This window comes from Corynebacterium lemuris (assembly GCF_024919295.1).
In the GTDB taxonomy this organism is placed as follows: Bacteria; Actinomycetota; Actinomycetes; order Mycobacteriales; family Mycobacteriaceae; genus Corynebacterium; species Corynebacterium lemuris.
Genome location: NZ_JANWTC010000008.1, coordinates 76,920 through 100,075 on the forward strand (window position 1 = coordinate 76,920; position 23,156 = coordinate 100,075).

Sequence of the window (23,156 nt, forward strand, 5' to 3'; positions counted from 1 at the left end):
AAGGGTCCGCACCTCACCGGGCGGGTCCGTCACTCCGGGTCCTACACTCAGGGACATGACGCACTCCGAACCGTTGCCCGCCCGCCCCGGTTTCTGGGAACTGCTCACCGCCTTCCACAGCCCCGGCCGCCGCTGGCCCGGCGCCCTGCGCGCCGCCCTGGCGCTGGCCATCCCCGGCGCCATCGCCCTGCTGCTCGGTTACGACAACGAGATGCTGCTCATCGCCGCCGGCGGCTTCGCCGTCATCTACGGTGAGGGACTGCCCTTCCGCACCCGCTGGCGGGTCATGGCCACCGCCGGTGCCCTGCTCGCCGGCAGCGCCATGGCCGGTGCCTTCGTCGGTTCGGTGGTCTTCTCCCATGAGGGGCACTGGTGGCTGCTGCTGGCCGCGCTGTTCACCACGGTCGTGGCCACCATCGGTGCCTTCGTGCAGAACGCCCTGCGTCTGCCGCCACCGGGTTCCTTCTTCATCGTCATGGTCGCCGGCGGTTCGACGATGGTCGCCCGTCTGGGCCTCAACCCGGTGGAGGTCGGCGCCTGGGCGCTGGTGGGGGCGGCCTCGGGCATCATCCTCGGGATGCTGCCGGTCCTGTGGAACCGCCACGGCCCGGAGACATCCGCGGTGCAGACCCTGGAGAAGGCGGTGGAGGTTTTCCTGCGCAGTGACCGCAGCGTGGCGAAGCTGCACCAGGCGCACAGCGCCCTGTCGAGCGCCTGGTACTCGCTTGCCGACGCCGGCGTCATCGGCGCCGGCCGCATCCTCGACGAGTCCCGCCGCGACCTGGTCGAACGCACCATGCGCGGGCACATCACCCTCGCCACCGCCGGGGACCGGGAACAGGAGGCGGAGGACCTCACCGACACCCCCGTCTACATGGACCTGTCGCGCCGGGCGATCCCGCACAGCCGCCCCTCGGCCAGCTACCGGCTCTACCGCTCGATGCACCGCTACAGCCATGCGACGTTGACGGCGGCGAAGGTGTTCCTCGCCGCCCTGCTGTGCGGGGTGGTGGGCATCGTATTCGGCCTGGACCGTCCGGACTGGGCGATCGTCTCGGCGCTGCTGATCCTGCAGTGGGGGCCGGACCGGCTGCCGGGCACCATCCGCGGCCTGCACCGTCTGCTCGGTTCGGTCGTCGGCATCGGGCTCTTCGCCGTCTTCTACGCATTTGACCTGGGGGTGTGGGGGCTGCTCCTGGCGCTGGCGGTCTGCCAGTTCTATGCGGAGATCTTCGTGGTGCGCAACTACATCTTCACCGTCATCTTCACCACCCCGCTGGCGCTGATGATGGGCAACGCCCTGGCTCTGCCGCTCGGGGAGACGCTCGTCTCCCGGACGGCGGAGGTGCTGCTGTCGGTCGTCTTCGCCGTGGCCGTGCTGTGGCTGTGGCCGCGGGACGCCAAGCCCCGCCACCACGAGCGCCTGGCTGGCCTCTCCACCAGGGCGATGGGTTCGCTGCTCGGTGCCCTGCTGACGAAGACGCCGGATGGTTCCCTCCCCGAGCGTCGCGACCTGCAGTTCGAGCTCATCAGTGAACGCCGTGCCGCCCAGTCGCTGGCCCAGGAATTCCCTGAGGTCGCCGCCGAGCGTTGGGGGCGCCACCTGGAGCTGCAGTACGCGGGCTATGAGATTCTCGACCACTGCAACGCCCACCCGGACCGGGAGCTCAGTCTCGGGGAGATCGCGGACCTGTCCGCGCGCGTGCGCGATCAGGCCTGAAACAGCTCCCGCTCCACCTCGCCCTGACGGGCGGGCCGCATGCCCCAGGCCTCCTGGCCGACATCGACCATGCCGTAGCCGGTGCGCGGCTGCGGCGAGTGGAGGTGGCCGTGGACGAGGAGGTCGACGTCGAGACGCACCTCGTCGTGGCGTGATTCCATGCCGGCGTGGTCCATGCCGGGGCGCGGGAAGTGGGAGAGGTAGACGCTGCGGCCGCGCCAGCGCAGCTTCTGGAAGGGCTGCACCGAGGCGAAGACCTCGAGGAAATAGGGCTGCATCCGGAAGGCGGAGCGGTGCAGCGGGTGACAGGAGTCGTGGTTGCCGGGCACGAGGTGCATCTCCAGGTGCGCGCCGTGCTCTTTGAGCAGCCGCAGGGCGCGCTGTTCGTCCTCCTCCGCTCCCCGGGAGAGATCCCCGAGGATCCACAGGCGGTCGCCCGCGGGGAGTTCCCGGATGCCGCGGAGCACGCGGTCGTCGTGCTGGTCCACCTCCATCCCGCGGAGACGGGCCACCGACTTGTGGCCGAGATGCAGGTCAGAGGTGAACCAGACGTCCATACCCTGGAAGGCTACCGCTCCCAGACGCGGTGCTTGCGCATGAGTGGGGTGAGCGCGTCGAGGGCGTCGGCGAGCTTATCGACGCCCACCACCCCCGGCGCCCCCGCGTCCACGGCCGGGGTGTCCACACCGCTGCCCAGCGCGATGGCCTTCTTGTGGCGGAAGGCCTCGGACAGCAGGATGTCGGCCTCGGGGCGGTCCGACTTCTCGGCCACCACCACGGCGTCGAATTCGACGGAGCGGGCGGTGTCGTAGGTCCGCGAGATGGGCAGCTCACCCAGTTTGCCGCCGTGTTCACTGACGACGAGCGGCACCATCCCCGCGGCGTCGACGGCCATAACCAGCTCCCCCACTTCCTCGGGGGAGGTGTTCTTCGTGGTGAGGATGCCGATCTGGCGGCCGTCCAGCGGCCACTCCTCCCCCACCTGCGACAGTGCCGGGCTGGGGACCACATCCGGCAGGTCCGTGCTGGCGGTGGCGGTCAGGCCGAGCTTGGCGGCGACGGTGGCGGCCAGGCCGGCGTCGATACGCGCGAGCAGCTCCACCTGGCGGGCCTTGATGTTCTCCTCGTAGCATTTGCCCAGCTCGAAGGCATAGGCGTCCGCCGTGTGCTGCTGTTCGACGGCGCTCAGCGAGAGCCAGAACAACCGCGCCTGGGAGAAGTGGTCCTCGAAGCTGACGGGCTGCTCCCGGCCGATGGTGGTGGCGGGGACGGGCACGGGGACGTCGATGCGCGCGCCCTCGGTGGTCGGCGTCGGGTTGCCCCCGTCCAGCGAGTTCGGCTGGTAAGGCGCGACACCGACGTGGTTGCCCTGCTGGTGGAAACCGTCGCGGAACATGTCGTTGACCGGCGCGTGCGGGCGGTTGATGGGGATCTGGTTGAAGTTCGGCCCCGCCAGACGCGTCAGCTGCGTGTCCAGGTAGGAGAACAACCGGCCCTGCAGCAGGGGGTCGGCGGTGACGTCGATGCCCGGCGGCAGGTGCCCCGGATGGAAGGCCACCTGCTCGGTCTGCTCGAAGAAGTTGGTCGGGTTGCCGTTGAGCGTCATCGTGCCGATGATGCGCACCGGAGCCAGCTCCTCCGGGACGATCTTCGTCGGGTCGAGCAGGTCGATGCCCTCGAACATCTCCTCCTCGGTGTCCGGGAAGACCTGCACGCCCAGATCCCACTGCGGATACGCGCCGGCCTCGATGGAATCGGCCAGGTCACGGCGGTGGAAGTCCGGGTCCACACCCGAGGTGATCTGCGCCTCCTCCCAGACCAGGGAGTGCACGCCCAGGCGCGGCTTCCAGTGGAACTTCACCAGGGTGGTCTCGCCGGCGTCGTTGACGAGGCGGAAGGTGTGGATGCCGAAGCCCTCCATCATCCGGTAGGAACGCGGGATGCCCCGGTCGGACATCTGCCAGATGACGTGGTGCTGGGCCTCGGTGTGCAGGGAGACGAAATCCCAGAAGGTGTCATGGGCGCTCTGCGCCTGCGGGATCTCCCGGTCCGGGTGCGGCTTGGCGGCGTGGACGACGTCGGGGAATTTGATGCCGTCCTGGATGAAGAAGACCGGGATGTTGTTGGCCACCAGGTCCCAGGTGCCCTCATCGGTGTAGAACTTCGTGGCGAAGCCGCGGGTGTCGCGCACGGTGTCGGCCGAACCGCGGGAGCCGACCACGGTGGAGAAACGCACGAAGACGTCCGTCTCCCTGCCTTCCTGGAACACCCCGGCACTGCTGATGCCGGCGGCGGCACCGTTGGCGACGAACACCCCGTGGGCACCGGCGCCGCGGGCGTGGACGACACGCTCCGGGATGCGCTCGTGGTCGAAGTGCATGATCTTCTCGCGCAGGTGGTGGTCCTGCAGCAGCACCGGGCCACGGGGTCCGGCCTTGAGCGATTTATCCGTCTCGGGCACCCGCGTGCCGGTCGACGTGGTCAGGTACTCCCCCTGCTGGGCACGTGGATCGGGATGGTCCGGCGCGCCCGGCATGAACGGGCAACCGGTGGCTGTGACCCGTGCGATGGGTTCCTGGTCCGCCTTCGGCGGCAGGGGCTCCACCGGCGTGGTCGGTTCCTCCAGGCTCGGCGGCTGGGAGGCCGGGGCTCCGGGGATCACCGGTTGGGAATCATCAGACAGGCGGTCTTCAGGCTTCATGGATGGTCCTTGTCAGTCGTGCGGTCAGCATGGGCGGATGATCCCACGCGTACCGGCTCACTGCCGGTGCCATCACGCTACGCCGCAGCGCACGGCTGCACCGTTACCGCAGTTGACAGGGCTGTTCTGACCCGGAGAGGCCGGAAATCATGTCGCCGGAAAGGTGACCCTGCTCACTCCCCTGCGGCGATCTGCTCCAGCGCCCGGGTGAAGACCTCCACCGGCTGCGCACCGGAGACCGCCAGCTTCCCGTCGAAGACGAAGAAGGGCACCCCCTGCACGCCGATCTGGCGGGCCAGGGCGATATCCGCCGTCACCTCCTGGGAATAGGCCGATTCGTCGGCGAGGGCGGAGTCGACGTCCGCACGGCGCAGGCCGACCTGCTCGGCGAAGGTGCGGAGCTGGTCGTGGTCGGCGATGTTCTTCCCCTCCGTGAAGTAGCCACGCTTGACCAGCTCATCCCATTCCACACCTTTGCCGTCCATGCGGGCGAGCTGGCCGATCCGGTGGGCGTCCATGGTGTTGACCATGTGGGATTCCCGCCAGTTGAACTCCAGGCCCACCTCGGCGGCGCGGGCGGCGAGCCCGTCGTTCATGGAGACAACCTGCTCCTCACTCATGCCCTTGATCCGCACGAGGTAGTCCAGGGCGGTGCCGGTCGACTCCTTCGGGAGCTCCGGGTCGAGCTGGAAGCTGCGCCAGACGACCTCCACGTCATCCCTGCCCTCGAAATTCTCCAGGGCGAGGTTGAGGTGGCGCTCGCCGACGGTGCAGAAGGGGCAGATGTAGTCGGACCAGATATCGATTCTCATGCCCGGTGCAACCAGATCCGGGCCAGCCCTGTTCCCCGGGCCACCCACCCGCACCCCCGCAGGTATCAATGCTGCAACATTGTTTAACGCGGGACACATCGCGGATAAACTGTGATTTCTACCACTACTTTGCCAGTGAAGGAGTGAGCAGTCGTGGATCTCAAGCAAAGTATCCTTACCCAACAGTTCACGGTCGAACTCGTCCGTGCCATGCCCCAGCTCCCGGTTCCGCAGGCGGTGTCGGCGGCGATGCAGCTGGCACACTCGATGAACCTGCCCCGATTCGAGGATTTCGGGTCGATGATCAACCTGGTCAACAGCCTCCAGCTCCGCCCTGCCGACGAGTGGGCGGCCTTCGGCTACGAACCGACGGACAAGGCCGTCCCCGTCCGCCTGGAGGTGCCCCACGAGCCGGCAGTGCCGGCGAAGGGCAGAGAACATCTCCCGGAGCGGGGCTGGGACGGCCGCATCCGCTTCGAGGATCATTTCCTCTCCGTCCACACCCGGCGCGTCCATTCCTCCTCGACGCACCTGATCAACTACCGGGATGCCGTCGGTGCCTGGCGCAAGCGTCTGGGCTATGTCACCGACCCTTCACTGGCCTACGCGGAGTTCACTTCGGCGGCTGTCGGGCGGCAGATCCCGATGCGCCGGGTGGAGATGCTGGGCAACCTGTGGAAGATCGGCGCCGTGGCCACCTGGGAAACCGACTGGGAGGGTGAGACCTCCTGGTGCTACGTCGACCAGCGTCCGTTGCCCGGGGAGAGCCCCGATCCGATGGTCAACGAGGCTGACGCGTGGTACCGGATCCGGATCCACCCCGATGTCGGCCGCGACGTCATCGTGGAGATCGCCCGCTGCCTGGCGGAGATCCACCTGGGCTATGTGGAGAAACTCTGGGGCCCGGAGGTCGAGGGCGGTGCACAGCGCGGGCCGGAATCGGAGGCCGCTGCCTACATCGCCCTGGAGCGGCTGTGGATCCCGCAGCGCAGCCGCCGCACCGACTGGTACCACCGCTACGTGGCGGGTGAGCCGATGCCGGCGGAGTTCCGCTGGGATGCGGTTTTCCGTGCCGCAGAGGCCGTGGAGGAGCTGCTGCGGGGTGATACGGCCCCCGTGACCGCCTGAGACACCCTAAACTGGAGGTTGACCAGATCGTGACAACCAGTTTCAGGAGCGGTGTCTTAAGTTGCAGAGCCACACCGCCGGTGAACAGAATCTGGCGGTGAGCTTCGCCTTCATCGCCGGTTTCGTTGATTCCATCGGCTTCCTCTTCCTCGGGGGTGTGTTCCTGTCCTTCATGTCAGGAAACACCACCCGTATCGCCACGGCCGTCGTTGACGGCAACGGCGAGCTCACGCTGCTGGCGGGTTCCGCCGTGCTGTTCTTCCTTCTCGGGGTGATGGAGGGCGCGGTGGTGCGCCGCGTGGCCAAACGCCGGCTGCGGCCGGACCGGGTCCGTGAGGTGGTGATGGTCAACATGTGCATCCTCTTCACCGTCGCTGCACTGCTCGTGCTTCTCGACGCCCCCCGGATCGCCATCATCGCCGCCTCCCTGGGCATCGGCGCCATGAACTCCATCTTCGAGCGTGAGGGTGAGGTCGCCATCGCCCTGACGTACATGACGGGCACCCTGGTGAAGATGGGACAGCGCTTCGTCGACTCCTTCTTCGGTGGTTCCCACGCCGCCTGGCTGGGACATCTGCGGATGTGGGCGGGGCTGACCTTCGGCGCTTTCGCCGGCGCGCTCGTCTACCGCTTCCTGGGCATGCACTCCCTCATCCCCGTGACGCTGCTGACCTGGGGTGTCACGGGCATCGCGCTGCTTACCCGCATATACGGCCGCCGTCACGGTTCGGTGGTCAAGGTCCGCGTGGATCCGAACTGAGCCTGACGTAAATCTCTTCTGCGTGAAACACACATCCCCCGCACCTGCACCACCATCCTCACGGCCGGGGTGTTCACAGTGTCCGTCCGGCAGGCGGGTTCCGCAGACGGGTTGATCGGCGACGCCGTGACCGTCTCCAGCCGGCTCACGCGCTTCCCGGGATCCACGCTCGACACCACCCTGAGCTCCCTGTCCAGCAACCCGGAGCCCCCCTGCCGACGATGCCGGTCGGGGTGGCCGGGGTCGTCGATAAGCAGATCGACGAGCGCAACCCGCGCCTGGAACGGGCGAGGGTGGCCTCCTTTGCCATGCAACGCCATGTTTCCGTCCAGATCATGCGCCGCTGCTCCACCTGCTCGACGGCATCACCGCCCCAACAACTCCGGTTGCATCGGCGGGGGCAGGATCGGGAAGGTCTTCACCGCGGAGAACGTCACCCTCATCATTCCCACCCAGGCCGCCGGAATGGACCACCAGGTGGTCAACTACAAGGGTGCCGGCGTCCACGCGTGGAGCAATGTCCGTGAGGAACTCGCCCCGGCCTGCACTGACCCGGCCTAAAATCGGCGGTATGAGGCCCCTGATCATTCTCACCGCCCTGCTGCTGGCCGGATGCGCCGGGGAGGACGTGCCCCCGGAGCAGACCACCGTGACGGTGACCACCACACCGCCTGCCGCGCCACCGCCGACGACCCCGACGGTGACGGCGGAGGCGGAGGCGGAGGCGTGCGGGGTGGATACGCAGGCCCCGGTCATCTACGAGAACATCACGCAGGTCCCGGCCCCGACGGCACCCGGCGAGGGGTGGGAGTACTACGGACAGTCCAACTACAACCCGTGTGCGGATCTGTCCTACGCCCTGGTGTGGGTCACCGGTTCCGACCGTCCGCTCAAGCAGAGCCAGCTCATGCTCTTCCACCGGGGCAGCTACATCGGGGTCGGGGCGCTGGCCCCGCAGTCCATGTCCGTGGTGGCTGCCGATGACACCTCTGTCCACACCCGCATGCTCGATTTCGAGGCGAAGGAACGCGACCAGGCCCCGGATGTCATGGCCGAGCGGTATCAGGTGGACGTGACCTTCTGGTGGAACGGTGAGCGGGTGGAACCGATCGGGGAGATTCCCAATCAATCGCTGGCTGTACCTCTGCCTCATTGATACTGTCTTGGATTATGTCGCGTATCTCCAAACTGTCACTTTCCATAACAGCTGCCACAGCCCTCAGTCTCGGTCTCGCCTCCCCCGCCGCCGCCCAGTCACTGACCGGCAGCGCACTGGAGGAGGCCGTGATCAGTTCGAACGCCGATCCCCAGTCCTCCGGCAACGCCATCAACAACACCCTCTCCCTGCTGGAGAGCTTCGGCTCCTCCGAGGTCCCCGTCAGCAGCCTCCCGGGCAGCAGCCACGGCGGTGTCAATCTGCCGCTCGACCACTCCATCACTCAGGCCCGGATCGTTGACAAGCAGGTCGAGGACGCCGGCCGCCGCCAGGAACGCTGGACCATCGCCTCCCCGGCCATGAAACGCAACGTCGAGGTGCAGATCGTGCGCCCGGCCGACGCGAATGCACCGGCCCCCATGCTCTACCTCCTTGACGGTGTCGGCGCCCCGCGCGACAACTGGTGGCTCGGCACCGGAGACGCCCACACCATCTTCGGCGACGAGAACGTCACCCTCGTCTTGCCCACCCAGGCCCAGGCCTCCATGTACGCCGACTGGCTGCGCGACGACCCGGCGCTGGGCCGCCATCAGTGGGAGACCTTCATCACGGAGGACCTCGACCCCCTGCTCCGGGACGAGTCCAGTCTCAACTTCAACGGCAAGCGCGGCATCGGCGGGCTGTCCATGGGTGCCTCCGGCGCGGTGCACATCGCCAACCGCCACCCCGGGCTCTTCGACGCTGTCTTCGCCCTCTCCGGCTGCTACTCCCCCATGGATCCCATCGGCCGCCAGAATGCCCACCTGACCGTGACCACCCGCGGCGGCAACGTGGACAACCTCTACGGCCCCTACGGCTCCGAGCGCTGGCACTACCACGACACCGTCGGCGACCCGGAGGGCCTGCGCGGCCAGCGTGTCTACCTCTCCGCCGCCTCCGGCGCCTTCGCCCCCGAGGACATCGCCAACTACGCGAACAACAACTGGTTCGACATGTCCTCCGGCGCCGCCCTCGAGCGCAGCTCCTTCGAGTGCACCCGGCTTCTCGACGACGCCATGACCTCCCGCGGCTTCACCGGCCACAAGGTCGACTACGCCGAGACCGGCACCCACGACTGGCACACCTTCCGCGAGCAGCTGCCCGCCGCCTGGGCCCACATCAGGCCCGCACTGTTCTAACTCCCCGACAGGCGACAGGAAAAAATCAGGCCACCAGCCCCGGTACGGGCTGGTGGCCTCATGTCGTTCCGCGGGGAAACTATCCCTCGTCGGTGGACAGCGCCGCGACGAATGCCTCCTGGGGCACCTCGACAGAACCGATGTTCTTCATGCGCTTCTTACCGGCCTTCTGCTTCTCCAGCAGTTTGCGCTTACGGGAGATGTCGCCGCCGTAGCACTTGGCCAGGACGTCCTTGCGCAGGGCGCGGATGTTCTCGCGGGCGATGATCTTCGCACCGATGGCCGCCTGGATGGGTACCTCGAACTGCTGACGGGGGATGAGCTCCTTGAGCTTGACCGTCATCTTGTTGCCGTACCACTGGGCGTTGTCCCTGTGCACGATGGCGGAGAACGCGTCCACCGGCTCACCCTGCAGGAGGATGTCGACCTTGACCAGGTCGGCCTCCTGCTCGCCGGACTCCTCGTAGTTCATGGAGGCGTAGCCCTTGGTGCGGGACTTGAGCATGTCGAAGAAGTCGAAGATGATCTCACCGAGCGGGATGCTGTAGCGCAGCTCCACCCGGTCCTCGGAGAGGTAGTCCATGTTCTTCATGTCGCCGCGCTTGGACTGGCACAGCTCCATCGTCGGGCCCACGAACTCGCTGGGCACGATGAGGGTGAGGTTGACGATGGGTTCGTAGATCTCCCGCAGCTTGCCGCCCGGCCAGTCGGCGGGGTTGTGCACGCGGTGCTCGGAACCGTCCTCGGCGACGACGCGGTAGTCCACCGACGGGGCCGTGGAGATCAGGTCGAGGTCGAATTCCCGCTCCAGGCGGTCGCGGGTGATCTCCATGTGCAGCAGGCCGAGGAAGCCGCAGCGGAAACCGAAGCCCAGGGCGACGGAGGTCTCCGGCTCATAGGACAGGGAGGCATCGTTGAGCTGGAGCTTCTCCAGGGCCTCACGCAGGGCCGGGAAATCGGCCTGGGAGACGGGGAACAGACCGGAGTAGACCATCGGCTTGGGCTCTGCATAACCCTTGAGGGGCTGCTCCGCCCCACCCTGGGCCCAGGTGACGGTGTCGCCGACCTTGGACTGGCGCACATCCTTGACGCCGGTGATGAGGTAGCCCACTTCACCGGGGCCCAGCCCCTCACACTTCTTCGGCGTCGGCGAGACGATGCCGATCTCCAGGAGCTCGTGGTTGGTCCCGGTGGACATCATCTTCAGGCGCTGGCGCGGGGTCAGCCTGCCGTCCATCACGCGGACGTAGGTGACCACGCCGCGGTAGGTGTCGTAGACGGAGTCGAAGATCATGGCGCGGGCAGGGGCGTCCGCACCGTGCTCGGAGGTCGGCGCCGGGATGAGCTCGGCGACCTTGTCCAGCAGCGCCGGCACCCCCTCGCCGGTCTTGCCGGACACGCGCAGGACATCCTCCGGCTCGCAGCCGATGATGTTGGCGATCTCCAGGGAGTACTTCTCCGGGTCCGCGGCCGGCAGGTCGATCTTGTTCAGGACCGGGATGATCTCCAGGTCGTTCTCCATCGCGAGATAGAGGTTGGCCAGGGTCTGGGCCTCGATGCCCTGCGCGGCGTCGACAAGCAGGATCGCACCCTCACAGGCCTCGAGGGCGCGGGAGACCTCGTAGGTGAAGTCGACGTGGCCCGGTGTGTCGATCATCTGCATGACGATCTCCTCGCCCGTGTGCGGACCCGACTGGGGCACCCACGGCAGCCGGACGTTCTGCGCCTTGATGGTGATGCCGCGCTCACGCTCGATATCCATGTTGTCCAGGTACTGGTCACGCATGTCCCGCGCCTCAACGACATTCGACAGCTGCAGGATACGGTCGGCGAGCGTCGACTTACCGTGGTCGATGTGCGCAATGATGCAGAAGTTCCGGATCCTGGACGGATCGGTGAACGTCTTCTCCGCAAAATTCTTCGGCATGGTGTGGTGGCAGTTCCCTTCTTATATGACCTCCCCACCCTACCGGAGTCCAGCCCGATACTTAAGTGACCTAGCAGAGCCCCGCATTCCTCTACTACACTGGAACAACACAGTCGAGGTGCACGAGGAGGCGGGGAATACCGATGAGCAGCCACGGCAGCGGCCCCAGGGGGATACACCGCCCTGCGCTGCCCGCCCAGGAGCGGCCGGCCCTCGCGGAGATCATCCGCGCCTTCTTCGGCACCAACGGCTCCCCCCTGGACCAGGGACTTGCGCGCATCAACCAGCGCCTCGGACTGCACAACGACCCGAAGCCGGAGATCGCCCGCGCCGCAGCCGCCCACATCCGCGTCGAGGCCACGGAGCGGATGAGCCGCAACATCTACTACGCGCCCGACATGGACGGCCAGGCCGAACCCGGCGAGGTCGTGTGGATCTGGGCACCCTCCGACGGACCCGAGGCGCCACCCCGGGAACGCGCCATGCTGGTCATCGGCCGCGACCGCCACACCATCCTCGGCCTGCTCATCTCCCCCAACCCGAAGCATGCCGGCGCGGAGAGCTGGCTCGACATCGGCGCCGGTGAATGGGATGCCGCCGGCCGCCAGTGCTGGATCCGCCTTGACCGGGTGCTCGAGGTCTCTGAGCAGGGTGCACGCCGCCAGGGTGTCCTGTTCCCGCCGCGCCGTTTCGACCGCATCGCCACCCGCCTGCGCAACAACTACCACTGGGGCTGACACCGGCCTTTTGGGTTCCCGCTGGCCGGACTGCTAGAATTTCCCCGTTATTCACTTCCGGGCGCGCCGGCCGGAGCGGACAGGACCTTGGGTCCGCTCACTGAACACCGGTGCCGCGTGGCCGCAGAGCCGCAGGACATGTCCGCTGGTGGGTTACCGACACCGAATCCTTACAACTCCAAGAGGTATCTTCATGGCAAACATCAAGTCCCAGATCAAGCGCAACATCACCAACGAGAAGGCGCGCGTCCGCAACCAGATCGTCCGCTCCTCCGTCCGCACCGAGCTGCGCAAGTTCCGCGCCGCCGTCGAGGCAGGCGACAAGGGTGCCGCCGAGACCCAGCTGCGCATCGCCTCCCGCGCGCTGGACAAGGCCGTGACCAAGGGCGTGTTCCACCGCAACAACGCCGCCAACAAGAAGTCCGCCATGGCCCTGGCCTTCAACAAGCTGGGCTAAGCCACTTCTTCCTGCACTGAACCCGGCCCCCTGTTCCAGGGGGCCGGGTTTTCTGTGTCCCGCTTATCGACGCCGCGCCCAGCTGCGGGCGTCGACAAGCACTAGCCGAACAGGTCGGCCAGGCCGTTGTAGGCGAGCACCGCGCCCGCCACGAGGAAGAACACCCCGGCGACGATGTCGATCCACGGACCTGCGCTGAGGAAACGGCGGCGCATCCCCGGCGTGGAGACCATCATCGCGATGCCCAGCTGCAGGATCACCGAGGAGACCGAGAGCAGGACCACCACGCCCACCGCCAGCAGCACCGACGGGGAGGCCGGCAGCAGCGGGGCGATGAGCGCGGAGAGGAAGAGCACGATCTTCGGGTTGGACAGGTTCGTGGCCAGCCCCAGGCGGAAAGAATGCCGCAGCCGCCCGAGACGGGAGGCCGCCTCCCTGATGTCCAGGGGCGGGTCCTTCCGCTCGCGCAACCCGACGCGCAGCATGTTGCGGCCCATCCACACCAGCCAGACGCCGCCGACGAGCTGGAGAAAACCCAGCAGGGCGGGGAAGGCGTTGAGCAGGGCGGCGAAACCCAGGACGGTGAGGGTGCACCAGAACAGCACACCGACCTGGATGCCCAGCACGGTGGCCAGCGCATGACGGCGCGAACGGATCGCCGTGCGGGTGATCAGCAGGATATCAGGACCCGGGGAGGCCGCCCCTGCGATGTTGAGGAAGAGCAGCGTGGCCCACTGGGCGAGGCTCATTCCTCCGCGCCGAGCCGGTCAAGCATGTCGGTCAGCTGGAAGTAGCGGGCGGTCTCCAGGGCGGAGGGGGCGCCGGCGTTGACATCGGCACCCGCGGCGACGAGCCTGTCGACGACCTCGGGGTACTTCTTGAACACCGCGCCGGCCAGCGGTGTCTGCCGGCGTCCGTTCTCCTTGTCCACGTCGGCCCCACGCTCGATCAGTGCGCCCACCAGGGTGTCGTGTCCGGCGTAGGCGGCGAGCATGAGCAGGGAGTTGCCGTCGGCGTTGCTCAGGTCGGGGCTGATGCCGTGGTCGATGTACTGGACGAGGGTCTCGTCGCCGTTGCGGGCCATGTCGAACAGGCGGGAGGCCAGTTCGCGTACGTCGTCAGGAATCTCGGTCATGCGGGAGAGTCTATCCCGCCAGCTCCGAGATCCGCCGCACGGCATTCTCGATGGCATAGGCGGGGTCGCCCCCCTGCCCCTTGACCTCGGCGTCGAGTTCCGCCATGAGGATCACCGCCCTGGAGACCGCCTCCCCCGACCAGCGGCGGGCGACCTTGGCGTTCTTCTCCGCCAGCCAGGGCGGCATGCCGACGCTGCCGGCCACTGCGTTCCAGTTGGTGGTGCGCGTCGAGTACAGCCGCGCGATGCCGGCGACCTTCATGCTCAGGGCCGTGGCCAGGGCGACGGGGTGCATGCCCAGCTGCAGGGCCCGGCGTGTGCTGGCCACGGCCCGGGCCGTCTGCCCGGAGACCGCGAGGTCGGCGATGTCGAAGCCGGAGACCTCCGCCACGCCCTCGTGGTAGGCGCGCACCGCGGTGACGGTGACGTCCCCGTCGGTGTCGGCAACCAGCTGCGAGACCGCCGAGGCCAGCTCCCGCAGATCGGAGCCCACGCCTTCGAGCAGGGCGTGGACGACGTCCGGGGTGGGGCGCACGCCGTGTGTGCGGAACTCGTTGGTCACCCAGCCTGCCCGGTCGCGGGGTTTGAGCGGGTCCGCCGCGTGGAACTCGGCGCACTTCTTGAACTTGCCCAGCAGAGACTTCTGTCGGCCGCCCCCGGTGTGCTGGATGATGATGTGGATGCCTGGTGCGACAGACCTGCACGTCTGCAGCAGCAGTTCCACGGGTTCCTTGCCGGCAAGTTCGGTGTGGGTGACCACGACGACGCGGTCCTCGCCGAACAGGGAGGGGCTGGTGGCGTCGATCAGCTCGGGTCCGTCGAGTTCCGAGGCTCGCAAGGTGGTGGTCTCCAGCTCGGCGCCTTCGTCGAGCTCGGCGCGGATGGCGTCGAGAAGCGAGCGCCGGGTGCGTTCGGCGATGAACTCGTCCTCGCCGACGATGAGGTGTACAGGTGCCACGGGCATGCTGACCATCCTAGGAGACGGCCTGTCGGCGGGCCGCGGGAGGCATCCGGACACGCGAATTGGCCGCGGTGGTATTTCCGGGGTTCCCGGTCGGCTTTTCTCCTGTGCTGATGCTGCTGAGTTACCGGGCTGATATACACCTGCACGCACTCGACAGGGCTGGGAACGACACTTATTCCATGTCACAAACCCGCTGATCAGCGCGATTTCTGGCGGGTGGGAAAGGAGTCCATTCCGAACCGGAAACTTTATCCGGTACCGCCGTGAAAATAACCTGTCGCTGATAACGTATAGACCATAAATCAATCACTGTCACAAGACTTCTCCACTCCTCCTACCCTTGAATCGTGAAGGACTCCAGTGATGACCACCACGGCCACCGCCCCCTCATCCTCCCCTGACACCCCCGCAACCCCCACGACCCCCGAATCAGCGAAGGGTGCCCGGCTCGCCCTGCTGATCAGCGGCCTGGCGGCGGTCGCTTTCGGCATCGCCGTCCTCGTCTGGCCCACCAAGACCGCCGTCGCCCTGACCGCGGTGATCGGCATCTATGCGGTCATTGCCGGCATCGCCTACGTGGCGCTGGGGATCCTGGCCAAGGACCTCGGGGCGGGCGGGCGCATCGGGCATGTCCTGCTGGGTGTCCTCTATGTCATCGCCGGCGTGTACGCGTTCAGCTCCCTGCAACAGACCGCGGTCTTCCTCGCCCTCTTCCTCACGGCCATGGTCGGTTTCATGTGGATCGTGGAGGGCTTCACCGCGCTGTTCACCCTGGCGCGGGCGAAGTCGAAGACACTCACGATCATGTTCGCCATCATCTCGGTGCTGGCGGGCTTCACCCTGCTCAGCAGCCTGGTGTGGGGCGCGGTGTTCCTCTGGTGGTTCCTGGGCATCTCCCTGGTGGTGCTCGGTGCGCTCAACGTGGTCCGGGCCGCCGTCGGACCGCGGGACTGAAATCACCGGCCGGGCACGCAGCCGACATCGAAGTTGGCGGGGCACGGGACCGGTGCACAGCCCCGAAATAGTCGAGGGCGGCCCGTGGGCCGCCGGGAAGGGTCAGAACCTGCCGTCGCGGGCGTGCTGGGTGCCGTCCACATGCAGGGTGACCTCGCCGTCGCGGTGCGGGAAGAGCACCGGAACACCGTGCGGGGTGACGGTGGGCCGGTTGGCGGGGCGCCCGGCCGGATCCCGCACGATGATCACCTGGGTGCCGGGTGGGGCACGGTCCACCTCCCCCACCTCCTCCACCACATGCACCTGCAGACTGTCCACCGGCACCTCCTCCGGCAGGAGACCGACACCGTCGCGCACGCTGAACACCCACCACCCGAGCACCAGCAGCAGGGTCTTCCAGGTGTGTCCGCCCACCAGGCCGGCGATGATCCAGCCGTAGGCGATGAGCACCCACACCGGTTCCGCCGGCACCGTGGCCAGGGGCAGCCCGGAGCACCAGGCGGCCACCGTGTGGATCCACCACGTGCACGGCTCCAGCAGCTTCAGCGGCAGCCAGGCCAGCGGGCCGGGCAGCAGCGAGAGCCCGGCGGCGATCAGCCCCAGCACCGTCACCGGAGCTACCGCGGGGGCGACCAGCACGTTGGCCAGCACGGAGACCACCGAGACCTCCCCGGCCATGAGCGCGATGATCGGCATGGTGACAATATCCGCGCTGACGGCCACCGCCAGGGCACGGACGAGGATGTCGGGCAGGCGGGTACGCGCCAGGGGCCGGTAGAGCAGCGGATGCAGGGCGATGATCCCGGCGGTCGCCGCCACGGACAACGCGAAGCCGTAGGCCACGGCCAGGTCCGGGTCCCACAGGATCAGCCCCGCCACCGCCAGGCACAGGCCGTGCACCGGTTCCATCCGCGTGGAGCCCAACACCGCCAGCAGACCCACCAACCCCGTCACGGACGCCCGCAGCACGGAGGGTTCGGTGCCCACCAGCCCGACGAAGCCGAGCAGCGCCCCGGTCGCCGCCGCCACCTGCACCCGCGGGCCGAGGGTGAGCAGGCGGCACACGAGCACCGCCGCCGTGGTCACAATCGCCACATTCGCCCCGCTGACCGCGGACAGGTGCGACAACCCGGTGTCAAGGTAAAACTGCCGCTCCACGGTGGTCTGGGCGGAGACGTCACCGAGCACCATGCCCGGCACCAGGCCACGGGAGGACTCCCCCACCGTCTGTTCCACCGCCGCGCCCAGGGACCGCCGGACGATGGCTGCCACCAGGTCCATGCCCTGCGGCCCGCGGAGCTCGTGGACCCGCCCGGTGCCCACCACCACGCCGAGCCCGGGTCTGCCAGCCGGGGACCAGTCGGCCTCGACGAGGACCTGCGCGCCGGCGGGGAACGCGGCCTCCTCCTGTGTAGTGAAGACGGGCAGGGGTGTGGGGTGGCCGGGAGCGTCGACACGCACGAGGTGACCACCCGAGTCCAGCCGCACCGGGGCGGTGGAGACCGTGCCCGCCAGCTGGGCCGGGGGATCCCACGCTGCGACAAGGTGCTGCCGCCACAAGGTCAACGCACCGGCCACCGCACCCAGTACGCCGGTGAGCAGGGCCTGGCCCGCCTGCCGGAACCATCCGAGCAGCAGGCAGCCGGCCGCGAGCACCAACCCAGCCAACACCACAGACCCTTCCAGCAGCAGAATGAGGGTCACCGCCCACACCGCCATGGCGCCGGGAACCAGGCGCAGCTCACTCACAGTCGCACCCTCACAGGGTCACCGATTCACGCAGGGACTCGAATTTGGCGGGGCCGATGCCCTTGACCTCGAGAAGCTGCTCGACGCTGCCGAAACCACCGGTGGCCTCCCGGTGGGCGACGATCGCCGCGGCGGTGGCCGGCCCCACCCCGGGCAGGGTGGTCAGCTCCGTGACGGAGGCCGAATTGAGCGAGACCCCACCCCCGCCACCACCGGAAGCCGCCTCCGGTTCAGGCGCCGCCTCCCCGACCGCCGGCACCACCAGCTGCTGGCCGTCGCTGAGGCGCTGGGCCAGATTCAGGGCCCGCAGATCAGCCTCGGGCAGGGGCTGGGCGTGGTGGAGGGCGTCGTCGACACGCGCACCGGGGGCGAGGATGGCCAACCCGGGCTGCGCCACCGCCCCGACCACGGAGATGACCAGTTCCCCGCCGTCCTCCTCCGCCGCAACCGGGACCGCGGCACCCACAACGGGCAATTCCGTCTCCGCGCTCCCGGCGGACTCCGCTCCCCCGGAGTTGAGCACCACGATGCCCGCGGCGAGCAGCATCACCGCCAGGGCCGCGAAGGCGGCGTGCCGGAGGGTGAGGTGGAGGCGCGGGGTGGGGTAGGCGACGTCGAGAAGCTCCTCCTCGCCGGTGGGGCGGGTGAGGTCCTGCAGGCGGTTCAGCGGGTTCATGGCCCTCAAGCTAGAGGCCCGATGCAGCCCTCGGAAGCCTCAGCGGCCGGACCTGTGGACAAATTTGTCCACGTGTCACTGAACTGGGGACAGATCCTCCGGATGCGACATGAACACCGCCGACACCCCCACGGCGCCGGCCCCGGTGTGCACCGCGAGGGTGGTCTCCATCGGCAGGGCCATGATGCTCGACCCCTCGGCGAGGACCTCCCCCAGCATGTCCTCCAGGTGGGCGGCCGCCTCGGCGGCGTCGTTGTGCTGGATCGCCACGAAGACGGGCCGTCCCCCGGCACGTTCGATGACCAGCTCCACCAGGCGGGTGAATGCCTTCGCCTGGGTGCGGGTCTTACCCACCAGCTCCAGACGGCCCTCCTTCACCTGCATGATCGGCTTCGTGGCCAGCAGCGTCGCCGACAGTGCCGTCGTGGTGGAGATGCGTCCCGACTTCCGGATGTCCTCAATGCCGTGGAGGTAGACCCAGGTGGCGGAACGGCTGAGGGTGTCCTCGGCGATCTCCTCGCAGGTGTCCAGGTCCGCCCCTTCGGAGGCGAGTTTCGCGGCCGTCATCGCGGCGGCCCCCACCGCCATGCCCACTGAACCGGTCTCCACGACCCGGACCAGCTCGTCCGGGAACACGGCCGCGGCCTGGACCGCCGCCGACCACGTCGAGGACAGCTCCTTGGCCAGGTGCAGCGCCAGCACGCCCTCGTCCCCGCCGCGCTCCAGCTGGCGGGCGTAGGCCGCGACCAGCTCCAGGGAGGACAGGCCCGCCGTGGAGGAGTCGTCGTGGCCGTCCTCGGACATGAGGTGCAGGTCGATGACGGTGATGCCGAGCTCCTCGACCACCTCGGGCGGCAGACCGGCGGAGGAATCAGTGACGATGCGTACCGGCATTTATCCCATGTTCCATCCGTCAAGGTACCACTGGGCATCCCCGACCGTGTCCGGAGTGAAATCCGGGGCGCTGGTGGGCGCGGCACCGCCGTTTCCTGATTCGACGCCGTGGGAGACGTCGTCAAGCGCATCCCCGCTGCCCGGCACATAGCGCGGGCGGGCGGTGAGCTGGGAGCGGCGCGTGTTCTTCAGGCCCGAGAGCATCGGGTACATCCCGACATCCAGGCCCAGCAGGCTGGAGGTCAGCGCAGAGATGGTACCGCCGTGGGCGACGATGAGCACCGAATTGCCCTCCCAGGCATCGTAGGTGGCCATCAGTTCCTCAACCACGGGGCGGGCCCGGCGCGCCACGTCCACCCGGGATTCCCCGCCCGGCGGGGCCCAGGTGGCGTCATGCCGCCACGCGGCGCGCGCACCGGGCAGTTCCGCATCCACGTCCATCGCCGTCTTCGACTGCCACTCCCCCAGGTGGGTCTCCCGCAACCGCGGATCGGTGTCCACGCCGAGGCCGAGGACCTTTGCGATGATCGTCGCGGTGTCGTGGGCGCGCGTGAGATCCGAGGAGATGATGCGGGTGATGCCCTCGTCGAGCAGCTGCTGGCCGGCAGTGGCCGCCTGTTCCCGGCCCACGGCGGACAGCTGGGTATCCAACTGCCCCTGCATGCGGCGGGTCGCGTTGTAATCGGTCTGACCGTGGCGGATCAGGATCAGGCGGCGGGTCATGATGTCAGTACTCCTCGTCCATCTCCCGCGGCTCCTCCGCGGCGAGGGGGATCTCGTCGATGGAGGCCACCTGGCGGGTGTCCACATCATCCTCGGTCCAGGTGCCGGGACGCTCGGGCGGGTCGATGCCCTCGACCTCGATGAGCGGGCAGTCCCGGTAGAGACGGTCCAGGCCGTAGAACTCACGCTCCACGTCACGCTGAATGTGGACGACCACCCCGCCGTAGTCCAGCAGTACCCAGCGGTTCTCCCGGATGCCCTCACGGCGGATGGGCTCGGCGCCGGCGGCGGTGAGCTCGTCCTCGACCTCCTGGACGATGGCCGCGACCTGGCGCTCGTTGTCCGCGGAGGCCAGGACGAAGGCGTCGCTGATGGCCAGCACGTCGGAGACGTCGATCACCGCGATGTTGCGTCCCAGCTTCTCGTCGGCGGCCAGGGCTGCGATGGTGGCCAGGCGGCGGGATTCGTCAGAAACAGTCACACAGGGTCCTTTATTGTTCAGGTAGGGCAGGTAGGGCAGGTAGGGCTTGAAAACTCCCTCGAGTTTCCCACGGCGGACGGAGTTTCTCCTACTCGCGCACCGTGTGTCGCCCTGAGTCTACGCGGGGTCCCGCCGGTAGAGGTCGTTCTTGGCGATGTACTGGACCACGCCCTCCGGCACCAGGTACCAGACCGGGCGCCCCGCCGCGGAGCGCGCCCGGCAGTCAGTGGAGGAGATCGCCATCGCCGGCACGTCGATGAGGTGGACGCGCTCCTGGTGCAGCTCCGGCAGCATCTCCTCGGTGAGTTCATAACCGGGGCGGGTCACACCCACGAACTCTGCCAGGTCGAACATCTTGTCCCAGTCCCGCCACGTGACGATCGACGCCAGCGCATCCGCACCCGTGATGAAGAAGAACTCCGCACCCGGGTGCTGCGCCCGCAGATCCGTGAGGGTGTCCACGGTGTAGGTGTCCCCGCCCCGGTCGATGTCGACGCGGCTGACCCGGAACCGCGGGTTCGCGGCCGTGGCGATCACGGTCATGAGGTAGCGGTCCTCCGCCGGGGCGACCTTCCTGGCGGCCTTCTGCCAGGGCTGCCCGGTGGGCACGAAGATCACCGTGTCCAGGTCGAACCGGTCCGCCACCTCACTCGCCGCGACGAGGTGCCCGTGGTGGATCGGATCGAAGGTGCCGCCCATGACACCGATGCGCTCAGTCATGTCTGCGGATTGTATCCGGTGATCCAGCCGGCGAACCGGTCCGCCACCTCCCCGTCGCCCTCGCGCTGCTGCCCGTCGACCGCGCCGAAGTACTCGTCGTGTACCCCGCCGCCATTGGCCAGCGCCGTCCGCCCCGTGCTGGAGGTCAGATTGCAGGCGAAGTCACCGTCGATGCAGTAGTTGAGGCTGTCGCTTCTCGACGGCCCCGCGCTCACCAGCGGATGCAGGGGGTTACCGAGGTAGAGCGAGGCGACCAGCTGGCCGCGCTCCTTCAGCTTCGGCTCCTGCGGCACGAGCACCACCGCACCCTGGGAGAAACCGATGAGGATGTAGCCCGGGTGGCAGCCCGTCCGCTCCTCCCAGGCGTCGACGTAGCCCATGGTGCCGTTGATGCCGGATTCCAGGCCACCGAGCAGCCCGCCGATGGCGTCACCGGCGATGACGTGCGCCGGTGTCTGCCGGAGGATCTCCCCCACCCGGCTGCCGGTCCGGCTCATGTCGAGGTTCTCCCCGCGCTCCGCGATGGCGGGCAGAGGCAGGCTCGCCGGGTAGACGCTGTCATCCAGGCCGAGGACCTGCACGTCCGCCAACAGTGAAGCACCGGTCTGCTCCCGGTGGCGCGCCTCCGCGTAGTGCAGGAAGGCCCTGATGCTCTCCGCCTCGTAGCCGTTGGACACCCACGGAGCTTCCGGACTGTAGGAGGTCGGGTCAAGGTGGTCATTCTGTTCGCTGCCGCGAGCGGCGAGGACGACGATCTCCGGGCAGACCTGGGCTGTATCGGGCTGCCCGGTGCCGGCGGCGGCCGGCACCGGGGACGACACCAGCAGCAGTGCCGCGGCGGTCACGAGACCACCCCTGAGCTTCTTCATTTCTCCCGCCTCTCATCACCTGTTCAGGCAACAATAAGCCGGTGGCGGGCCCGGCGCAGCGTTTCTACGGGCGGGTGTGGCCGGTGCCCTGCAGGATCCACTTGGTGGAGGTCAGCTCGGGCAGGGCCATGGGGCCACGGGCGTGGAGCTTCTGGGTGGAGATGCCGATCTCCGCACCCATGCCGTACTGCTCACCGTCGGTGAAGGCGGTGGAGGCGTTGACCATCACGGCGGCGGCGTCGACTTCGTCGGCGAAGCGCTGGGCGGTGACGATGTTGTTGCTGGCGATGCCCTCGGTGTGGCCGGAGGACCAGCGGGTGATGTGGGCGATGGCCCCACCCACACCGTCGACGACCTTGGCGGCGATGTCCATGGTCAGGTACTCCTCGCCCCAGTCGGTGTCGTCAGCCTGGACGATGTCGGCGGCGCCGAAGGCCTCGAGCTCCTCCACGTCACCGTGGACGGTGACCCCGGCCTCCTGCAGCCCCCGGACGACGGCGAGCTTGTCGGCGTCCGGGAGACCGGCATCAATGAGCGCGGTCTCGGTGGCGTTGCACACCGAACAGCGGCGGACCTTGCCATTGATGAGCATGGCGATGCCCTGCTCCAGGTCGGCGTCACGGTCGATGTAGAAGTGGCAGTTGCCGGAGCCGGTCTCGATGGCCGGGACGGTCGCGTTGGTCACCACCGTCTCGATCAGGCGGGCGCCACCGCGCGGGATGACCACGTCGACCAGTCCGCGGGCGGTGATGAGATCCTGGACCGAGTCATGGGATTCGCAGGGCAGGAGCTGGACGATCTCGCGGGGCAGGTCGAAATCGGCGAGCACGCCCTGCAGAATCTCCACCAGCTTCGCGTTGGAGTTGCGGGCGGTGCGCGAGCCGCGCAGCAGCGGCACGTTGCCGGATTTCAGGGCCAGCCCGAAGGCGTCGACGGTGACGTTGGGGCGGGCCTCATAGACCATGCCCATCACGCCGAGGGGGACGCGCACCTTACGCATCTGGATGCCGTTGGGCATCACGCCGCCGGTGAGCACCTCACCCACCGGGTCCTTGAGGCCCGCGACCTGGCGCAGGCCACCGGCGATGCCCTCGATGCGGGCGGCGTCGAGGCTGAGACGGTCGATGAGAGCCTCGGTCAGTCCCTCCGCCCGGCCGGAGTCGATGTCCTGCTGGTTGGCGGCGATGATCTCATCGGTTTTTGCGATGAGCGCAGCGGCGGCGGCGAGCAGGATCTCATTCTTCCGGGAGGTCGGCAGCTGGGCCAGAACCGGGGCGACGGCCTTGGCTGCGCGGGCCTTGGTCAGTACTTCTTCACGTTCAGTGGCACGGCTATCAGTCATGCCACCCCATCTTACATAGCTTCCCGACGCCCAGCCCATCTTTAGCAAATACGTTCGCCGAAAGGGTTGACGG

Annotated in this window: 24 protein-coding genes; 9 read left to right on the forward strand and 15 right to left on the reverse strand. The window is 68.1% G+C overall.

The annotated features are described in order from the left end of the window. Positions 1-55: 55 nt before the first annotated feature. Positions 56-1,720, forward strand: coding sequence for an FUSC family protein (locus NYP18_RS10995; protein ID WP_259428241.1), 1,665 nt, complete (start codon positions 56-58; stop codon positions 1,718-1,720). Here the strand turns inward: NYP18_RS10995 and NYP18_RS11000 are convergent. The 3 genes from NYP18_RS11000 to NYP18_RS11010 form a co-directional block, all read right to left on the reverse strand. Then, a complete protein-coding gene (locus tag NYP18_RS11000; RefSeq protein WP_259428242.1) occupies positions 1,711-2,277 on the reverse strand; it encodes a metallophosphoesterase in 567 nt (188 codons plus the stop codon). The two genes, NYP18_RS10995 and NYP18_RS11000, sit on opposite strands and share 10 nt — an antisense overlap. 11 nt (positions 2,278-2,288) lie before the next feature. Next, the gene (locus NYP18_RS11005) at positions 2,289-4,421 is read right to left on the reverse strand and encodes a catalase (RefSeq protein WP_259428243.1); all 2,133 of its coding nucleotides are present in this window, start codon (positions 4,419-4,421) and stop codon (positions 2,289-2,291) included. A gap of 173 nt (positions 4,422-4,594) precedes the next feature. Further along, entirely contained in the window at positions 4,595-5,233 is a 639-nt protein-coding gene (locus NYP18_RS11010; protein ID WP_259428245.1) for a DsbA family oxidoreductase, read from the reverse strand. Between the two features lie 153 nt (positions 5,234-5,386). Between NYP18_RS11010 and NYP18_RS11015 the strand changes: the two genes are divergently transcribed. The 5 genes from NYP18_RS11015 (at position 5,387) to NYP18_RS11035 (ending at position 9,455) form a co-directional block, all read left to right on the forward strand. Beyond that, on the forward strand, positions 5,387-6,361 hold the full coding sequence (locus NYP18_RS11015) for a hypothetical protein (RefSeq protein ID WP_259428246.1): 975 nt from the start codon (positions 5,387-5,389) through the stop codon (positions 6,359-6,361). Positions 6,362-6,422: 61 nt separating this feature from the next. Beyond that, the gene (locus tag NYP18_RS11020; protein WP_259428247.1) at positions 6,423-7,121 is read left to right on the forward strand and encodes a YoaK family protein; all 699 of its coding nucleotides are present in this window, start codon (positions 6,423-6,425) and stop codon (positions 7,119-7,121) included. A 318-nt stretch (positions 7,122-7,439) separates the two neighbouring features. Then, positions 7,440-7,682 carry a hypothetical protein gene (locus NYP18_RS11025; protein WP_259428248.1) on the forward strand — a complete coding sequence of 81 codons (243 nt, stop codon included), beginning with the start codon at positions 7,440-7,442 and terminating at the stop codon, positions 7,680-7,682. Between the two features lie 10 nt (positions 7,683-7,692). After that, complete coding sequence (locus tag NYP18_RS11030; RefSeq protein WP_259428249.1) at positions 7,693-8,277, forward strand: LppP/LprE family lipoprotein; 585 nt, start codon at positions 7,693-7,695, stop codon at positions 8,275-8,277. Positions 8,278-8,291: 14 nt separating this feature from the next. Next, complete coding sequence (locus NYP18_RS11035; RefSeq protein ID WP_259428250.1) at positions 8,292-9,455, forward strand: alpha/beta hydrolase; 1,164 nt, start codon at positions 8,292-8,294, stop codon at positions 9,453-9,455. Between the two features lie 79 nt (positions 9,456-9,534). On the opposite strand, the gene lepA is transcribed toward NYP18_RS11035, so the two are convergent. After that, positions 9,535-11,382, reverse strand: a complete 1,848-nt coding sequence (lepA, locus tag NYP18_RS11040; protein ID WP_259428251.1) for a translation elongation factor 4 — start codon at positions 11,380-11,382, stop codon at positions 9,535-9,537. Positions 11,383-11,525: 143 nt separating this feature from the next. Between lepA and NYP18_RS11045 the strand changes: the two genes are divergently transcribed. Both NYP18_RS11045 and rpsT read left to right on the forward strand, forming a co-directional pair. Next, positions 11,526-12,119 (forward strand): type II toxin-antitoxin system PemK/MazF family toxin, encoded by a 594-nt coding sequence (locus tag NYP18_RS11045; protein ID WP_259428252.1) that lies wholly within the window; start codon positions 11,526-11,528, stop codon positions 12,117-12,119. A gap of 193 nt (positions 12,120-12,312) precedes the next feature. Then, complete coding sequence (gene rpsT / locus NYP18_RS11050) at positions 12,313-12,576, forward strand: 30S ribosomal protein S20 (protein ID WP_259428253.1); 264 nt, start codon at positions 12,313-12,315, stop codon at positions 12,574-12,576. A 101-nt stretch (positions 12,577-12,677) separates the two neighbouring features. On the opposite strand, the gene NYP18_RS11055 is transcribed toward rpsT, so the two are convergent. Genes NYP18_RS11055 through holA form a run of 3 tightly spaced genes read right to left on the reverse strand, consistent with a single transcriptional unit; the run spans position 12,678 to position 14,684 of the window. Then, positions 12,678-13,325: a LysE family translocator gene (locus tag NYP18_RS11055; protein WP_259428254.1), complete on the reverse strand. Its 648-nt coding sequence runs from the start codon at positions 13,323-13,325 to the stop codon at positions 12,678-12,680. Further along, positions 13,322-13,711: an ankyrin repeat domain-containing protein gene (locus NYP18_RS11060; protein WP_259428255.1), complete on the reverse strand. Its 390-nt coding sequence runs from the start codon at positions 13,709-13,711 to the stop codon at positions 13,322-13,324. Before NYP18_RS11060 ends, NYP18_RS11055 begins: the two co-directional genes overlap by 4 nt. 10 nt (positions 13,712-13,721) lie before the next feature. Continuing rightward, the gene (gene holA / locus NYP18_RS11065; RefSeq protein ID WP_259428256.1) at positions 13,722-14,684 is read right to left on the reverse strand and encodes a DNA polymerase III subunit delta; all 963 of its coding nucleotides are present in this window, start codon (positions 14,682-14,684) and stop codon (positions 13,722-13,724) included. Positions 14,685-15,038: 354 nt separating this feature from the next. Here holA and NYP18_RS11070 point away from each other — a divergent pair, with 354 nt between their 5' ends. Further along, entirely contained in the window at positions 15,039-15,629 is a 591-nt protein-coding gene (locus NYP18_RS11070) for an HdeD family acid-resistance protein (protein ID WP_259428257.1), read from the forward strand. Between the two features lie 102 nt (positions 15,630-15,731). Here NYP18_RS11070 and NYP18_RS11075 read toward each other — a convergent pair whose 3' ends face one another. The 8 genes from NYP18_RS11075 to NYP18_RS11110 form a co-directional block, all read right to left on the reverse strand. Further along, positions 15,732-17,378, reverse strand: coding sequence for a ComEC/Rec2 family competence protein (locus tag NYP18_RS11075; RefSeq protein WP_259428259.1), 1,647 nt, complete (start codon positions 17,376-17,378; stop codon positions 15,732-15,734). A gap of 10 nt (positions 17,379-17,388) precedes the next feature. Beyond that, entirely contained in the window at positions 17,389-18,054 is a 666-nt protein-coding gene (locus NYP18_RS11080) for a ComEA family DNA-binding protein (protein ID WP_259428260.1), read from the reverse strand. A gap of 75 nt (positions 18,055-18,129) precedes the next feature. Then, on the reverse strand, positions 18,130-18,948 hold the full coding sequence (locus tag NYP18_RS11085) for a DegV family protein (protein ID WP_259428261.1): 819 nt from the start codon (positions 18,946-18,948) through the stop codon (positions 18,130-18,132). After that, positions 18,949-19,671, reverse strand: a complete 723-nt coding sequence (locus NYP18_RS11090; protein WP_259428262.1) for a histidine phosphatase family protein — start codon at positions 19,669-19,671, stop codon at positions 18,949-18,951. 4 nt (positions 19,672-19,675) lie between these two features. Next, positions 19,676-20,152 (reverse strand): ribosome silencing factor, encoded by a 477-nt coding sequence (gene rsfS, locus NYP18_RS11095; RefSeq protein WP_126121083.1) that lies wholly within the window; start codon positions 20,150-20,152, stop codon positions 19,676-19,678. A gap of 117 nt (positions 20,153-20,269) precedes the next feature. Beyond that, positions 20,270-20,872, reverse strand: a complete 603-nt coding sequence (gene nadD / locus NYP18_RS11100; RefSeq protein ID WP_259428263.1) for a nicotinate-nucleotide adenylyltransferase — start codon at positions 20,870-20,872, stop codon at positions 20,270-20,272. Further along, complete coding sequence (locus NYP18_RS11105; protein WP_259428264.1) at positions 20,869-21,741, reverse strand: hypothetical protein; 873 nt, start codon at positions 21,739-21,741, stop codon at positions 20,869-20,871. The genes nadD and NYP18_RS11105 overlap by 4 nt, the downstream gene beginning before the upstream one ends. Positions 21,742-21,805: 64 nt before the next feature. Then, on the reverse strand, positions 21,806-23,083 hold the full coding sequence (locus tag NYP18_RS11110; RefSeq protein WP_259428265.1) for a glutamate-5-semialdehyde dehydrogenase: 1,278 nt from the start codon (positions 23,081-23,083) through the stop codon (positions 21,806-21,808). Between the last annotated feature and the right edge of the window lie 73 nt (positions 23,084-23,156).

What these genes read in the sequence shown, in the direction of transcription:
- NYP18_RS11010 (WP_259428245.1), bottom strand. Translation starts at nt 5,233, where the DNA reads ATGAGAATCGATATCTGGTCCGACTACATCTGCCCCTTCTGCACCGTC.
- NYP18_RS11030 (WP_259428249.1), top strand. Translation starts at nt 7,693, where the DNA reads ATGAGGCCCCTGATCATTCTCACCGCCCTGCTGCTGGCCGGATGCGCC.
- NYP18_RS11060 (WP_259428255.1), bottom strand. Translation starts at nt 13,711, where the DNA reads ATGACCGAGATTCCTGACGACGTACGCGAACTGGCCTCCCGCCTGTTC.
- NYP18_RS11000 (WP_259428242.1), bottom strand. Translation starts at nt 2,277, where the DNA reads ATGGACGTCTGGTTCACCTCTGACCTGCATCTCGGCCACAAGTCGGTG.
- NYP18_RS11055 (WP_259428254.1), bottom strand. Translation starts at nt 13,325, where the DNA reads ATGAGCCTCGCCCAGTGGGCCACGCTGCTCTTCCTCAACATCGCAGGG.
- NYP18_RS11105 (WP_259428264.1), bottom strand. Translation starts at nt 21,741, where the DNA reads ATGAAGAAGCTCAGGGGTGGTCTCGTGACCGCCGCGGCACTGCTGCTG.
- NYP18_RS11035 (WP_259428250.1), top strand. Translation starts at nt 8,292, where the DNA reads ATGTCGCGTATCTCCAAACTGTCACTTTCCATAACAGCTGCCACAGCC.
- lepA (WP_259428251.1), bottom strand. Translation starts at nt 11,382, where the DNA reads ATGCCGAAGAATTTTGCGGAGAAGACGTTCACCGATCCGTCCAGGATC.
- NYP18_RS11085 (WP_259428261.1), bottom strand. Translation starts at nt 18,948, where the DNA reads ATGCCGGTACGCATCGTCACTGATTCCTCCGCCGGTCTGCCGCCCGAG.
- NYP18_RS11080 (WP_259428260.1), bottom strand. Translation starts at nt 18,054, where the DNA reads ATGAACCCGCTGAACCGCCTGCAGGACCTCACCCGCCCCACCGGCGAG.
- NYP18_RS11090 (WP_259428262.1), bottom strand. Translation starts at nt 19,671, where the DNA reads ATGACCCGCCGCCTGATCCTGATCCGCCACGGTCAGACCGATTACAAC.
- NYP18_RS11005 (WP_259428243.1), bottom strand. Translation starts at nt 4,421, where the DNA reads ATGAAGCCTGAAGACCGCCTGTCTGATGATTCCCAACCGGTGATCCCC.
- NYP18_RS11045 (WP_259428252.1), top strand. Translation starts at nt 11,526, where the DNA reads ATGAGCAGCCACGGCAGCGGCCCCAGGGGGATACACCGCCCTGCGCTG.
- holA (WP_259428256.1), bottom strand. Translation starts at nt 14,684, where the DNA reads ATGGTCAGCATGCCCGTGGCACCTGTACACCTCATCGTCGGCGAGGAC.
- NYP18_RS11070 (WP_259428257.1), top strand. Translation starts at nt 15,039, where the DNA reads ATGACCACCACGGCCACCGCCCCCTCATCCTCCCCTGACACCCCCGCA.
- NYP18_RS11025 (WP_259428248.1), top strand. Translation starts at nt 7,440, where the DNA reads ATGTTTCCGTCCAGATCATGCGCCGCTGCTCCACCTGCTCGACGGCAT.
- rpsT (WP_259428253.1), top strand. Translation starts at nt 12,313, where the DNA reads ATGGCAAACATCAAGTCCCAGATCAAGCGCAACATCACCAACGAGAAG.
- NYP18_RS11110 (WP_259428265.1), bottom strand. Translation starts at nt 23,083, where the DNA reads ATGACTGATAGCCGTGCCACTGAACGTGAAGAAGTACTGACCAAGGCC.
- NYP18_RS10995 (WP_259428241.1), top strand. Translation starts at nt 56, where the DNA reads ATGACGCACTCCGAACCGTTGCCCGCCCGCCCCGGTTTCTGGGAACTG.
- nadD (WP_259428263.1), bottom strand. Translation starts at nt 20,872, where the DNA reads ATGACTGAGCGCATCGGTGTCATGGGCGGCACCTTCGATCCGATCCAC.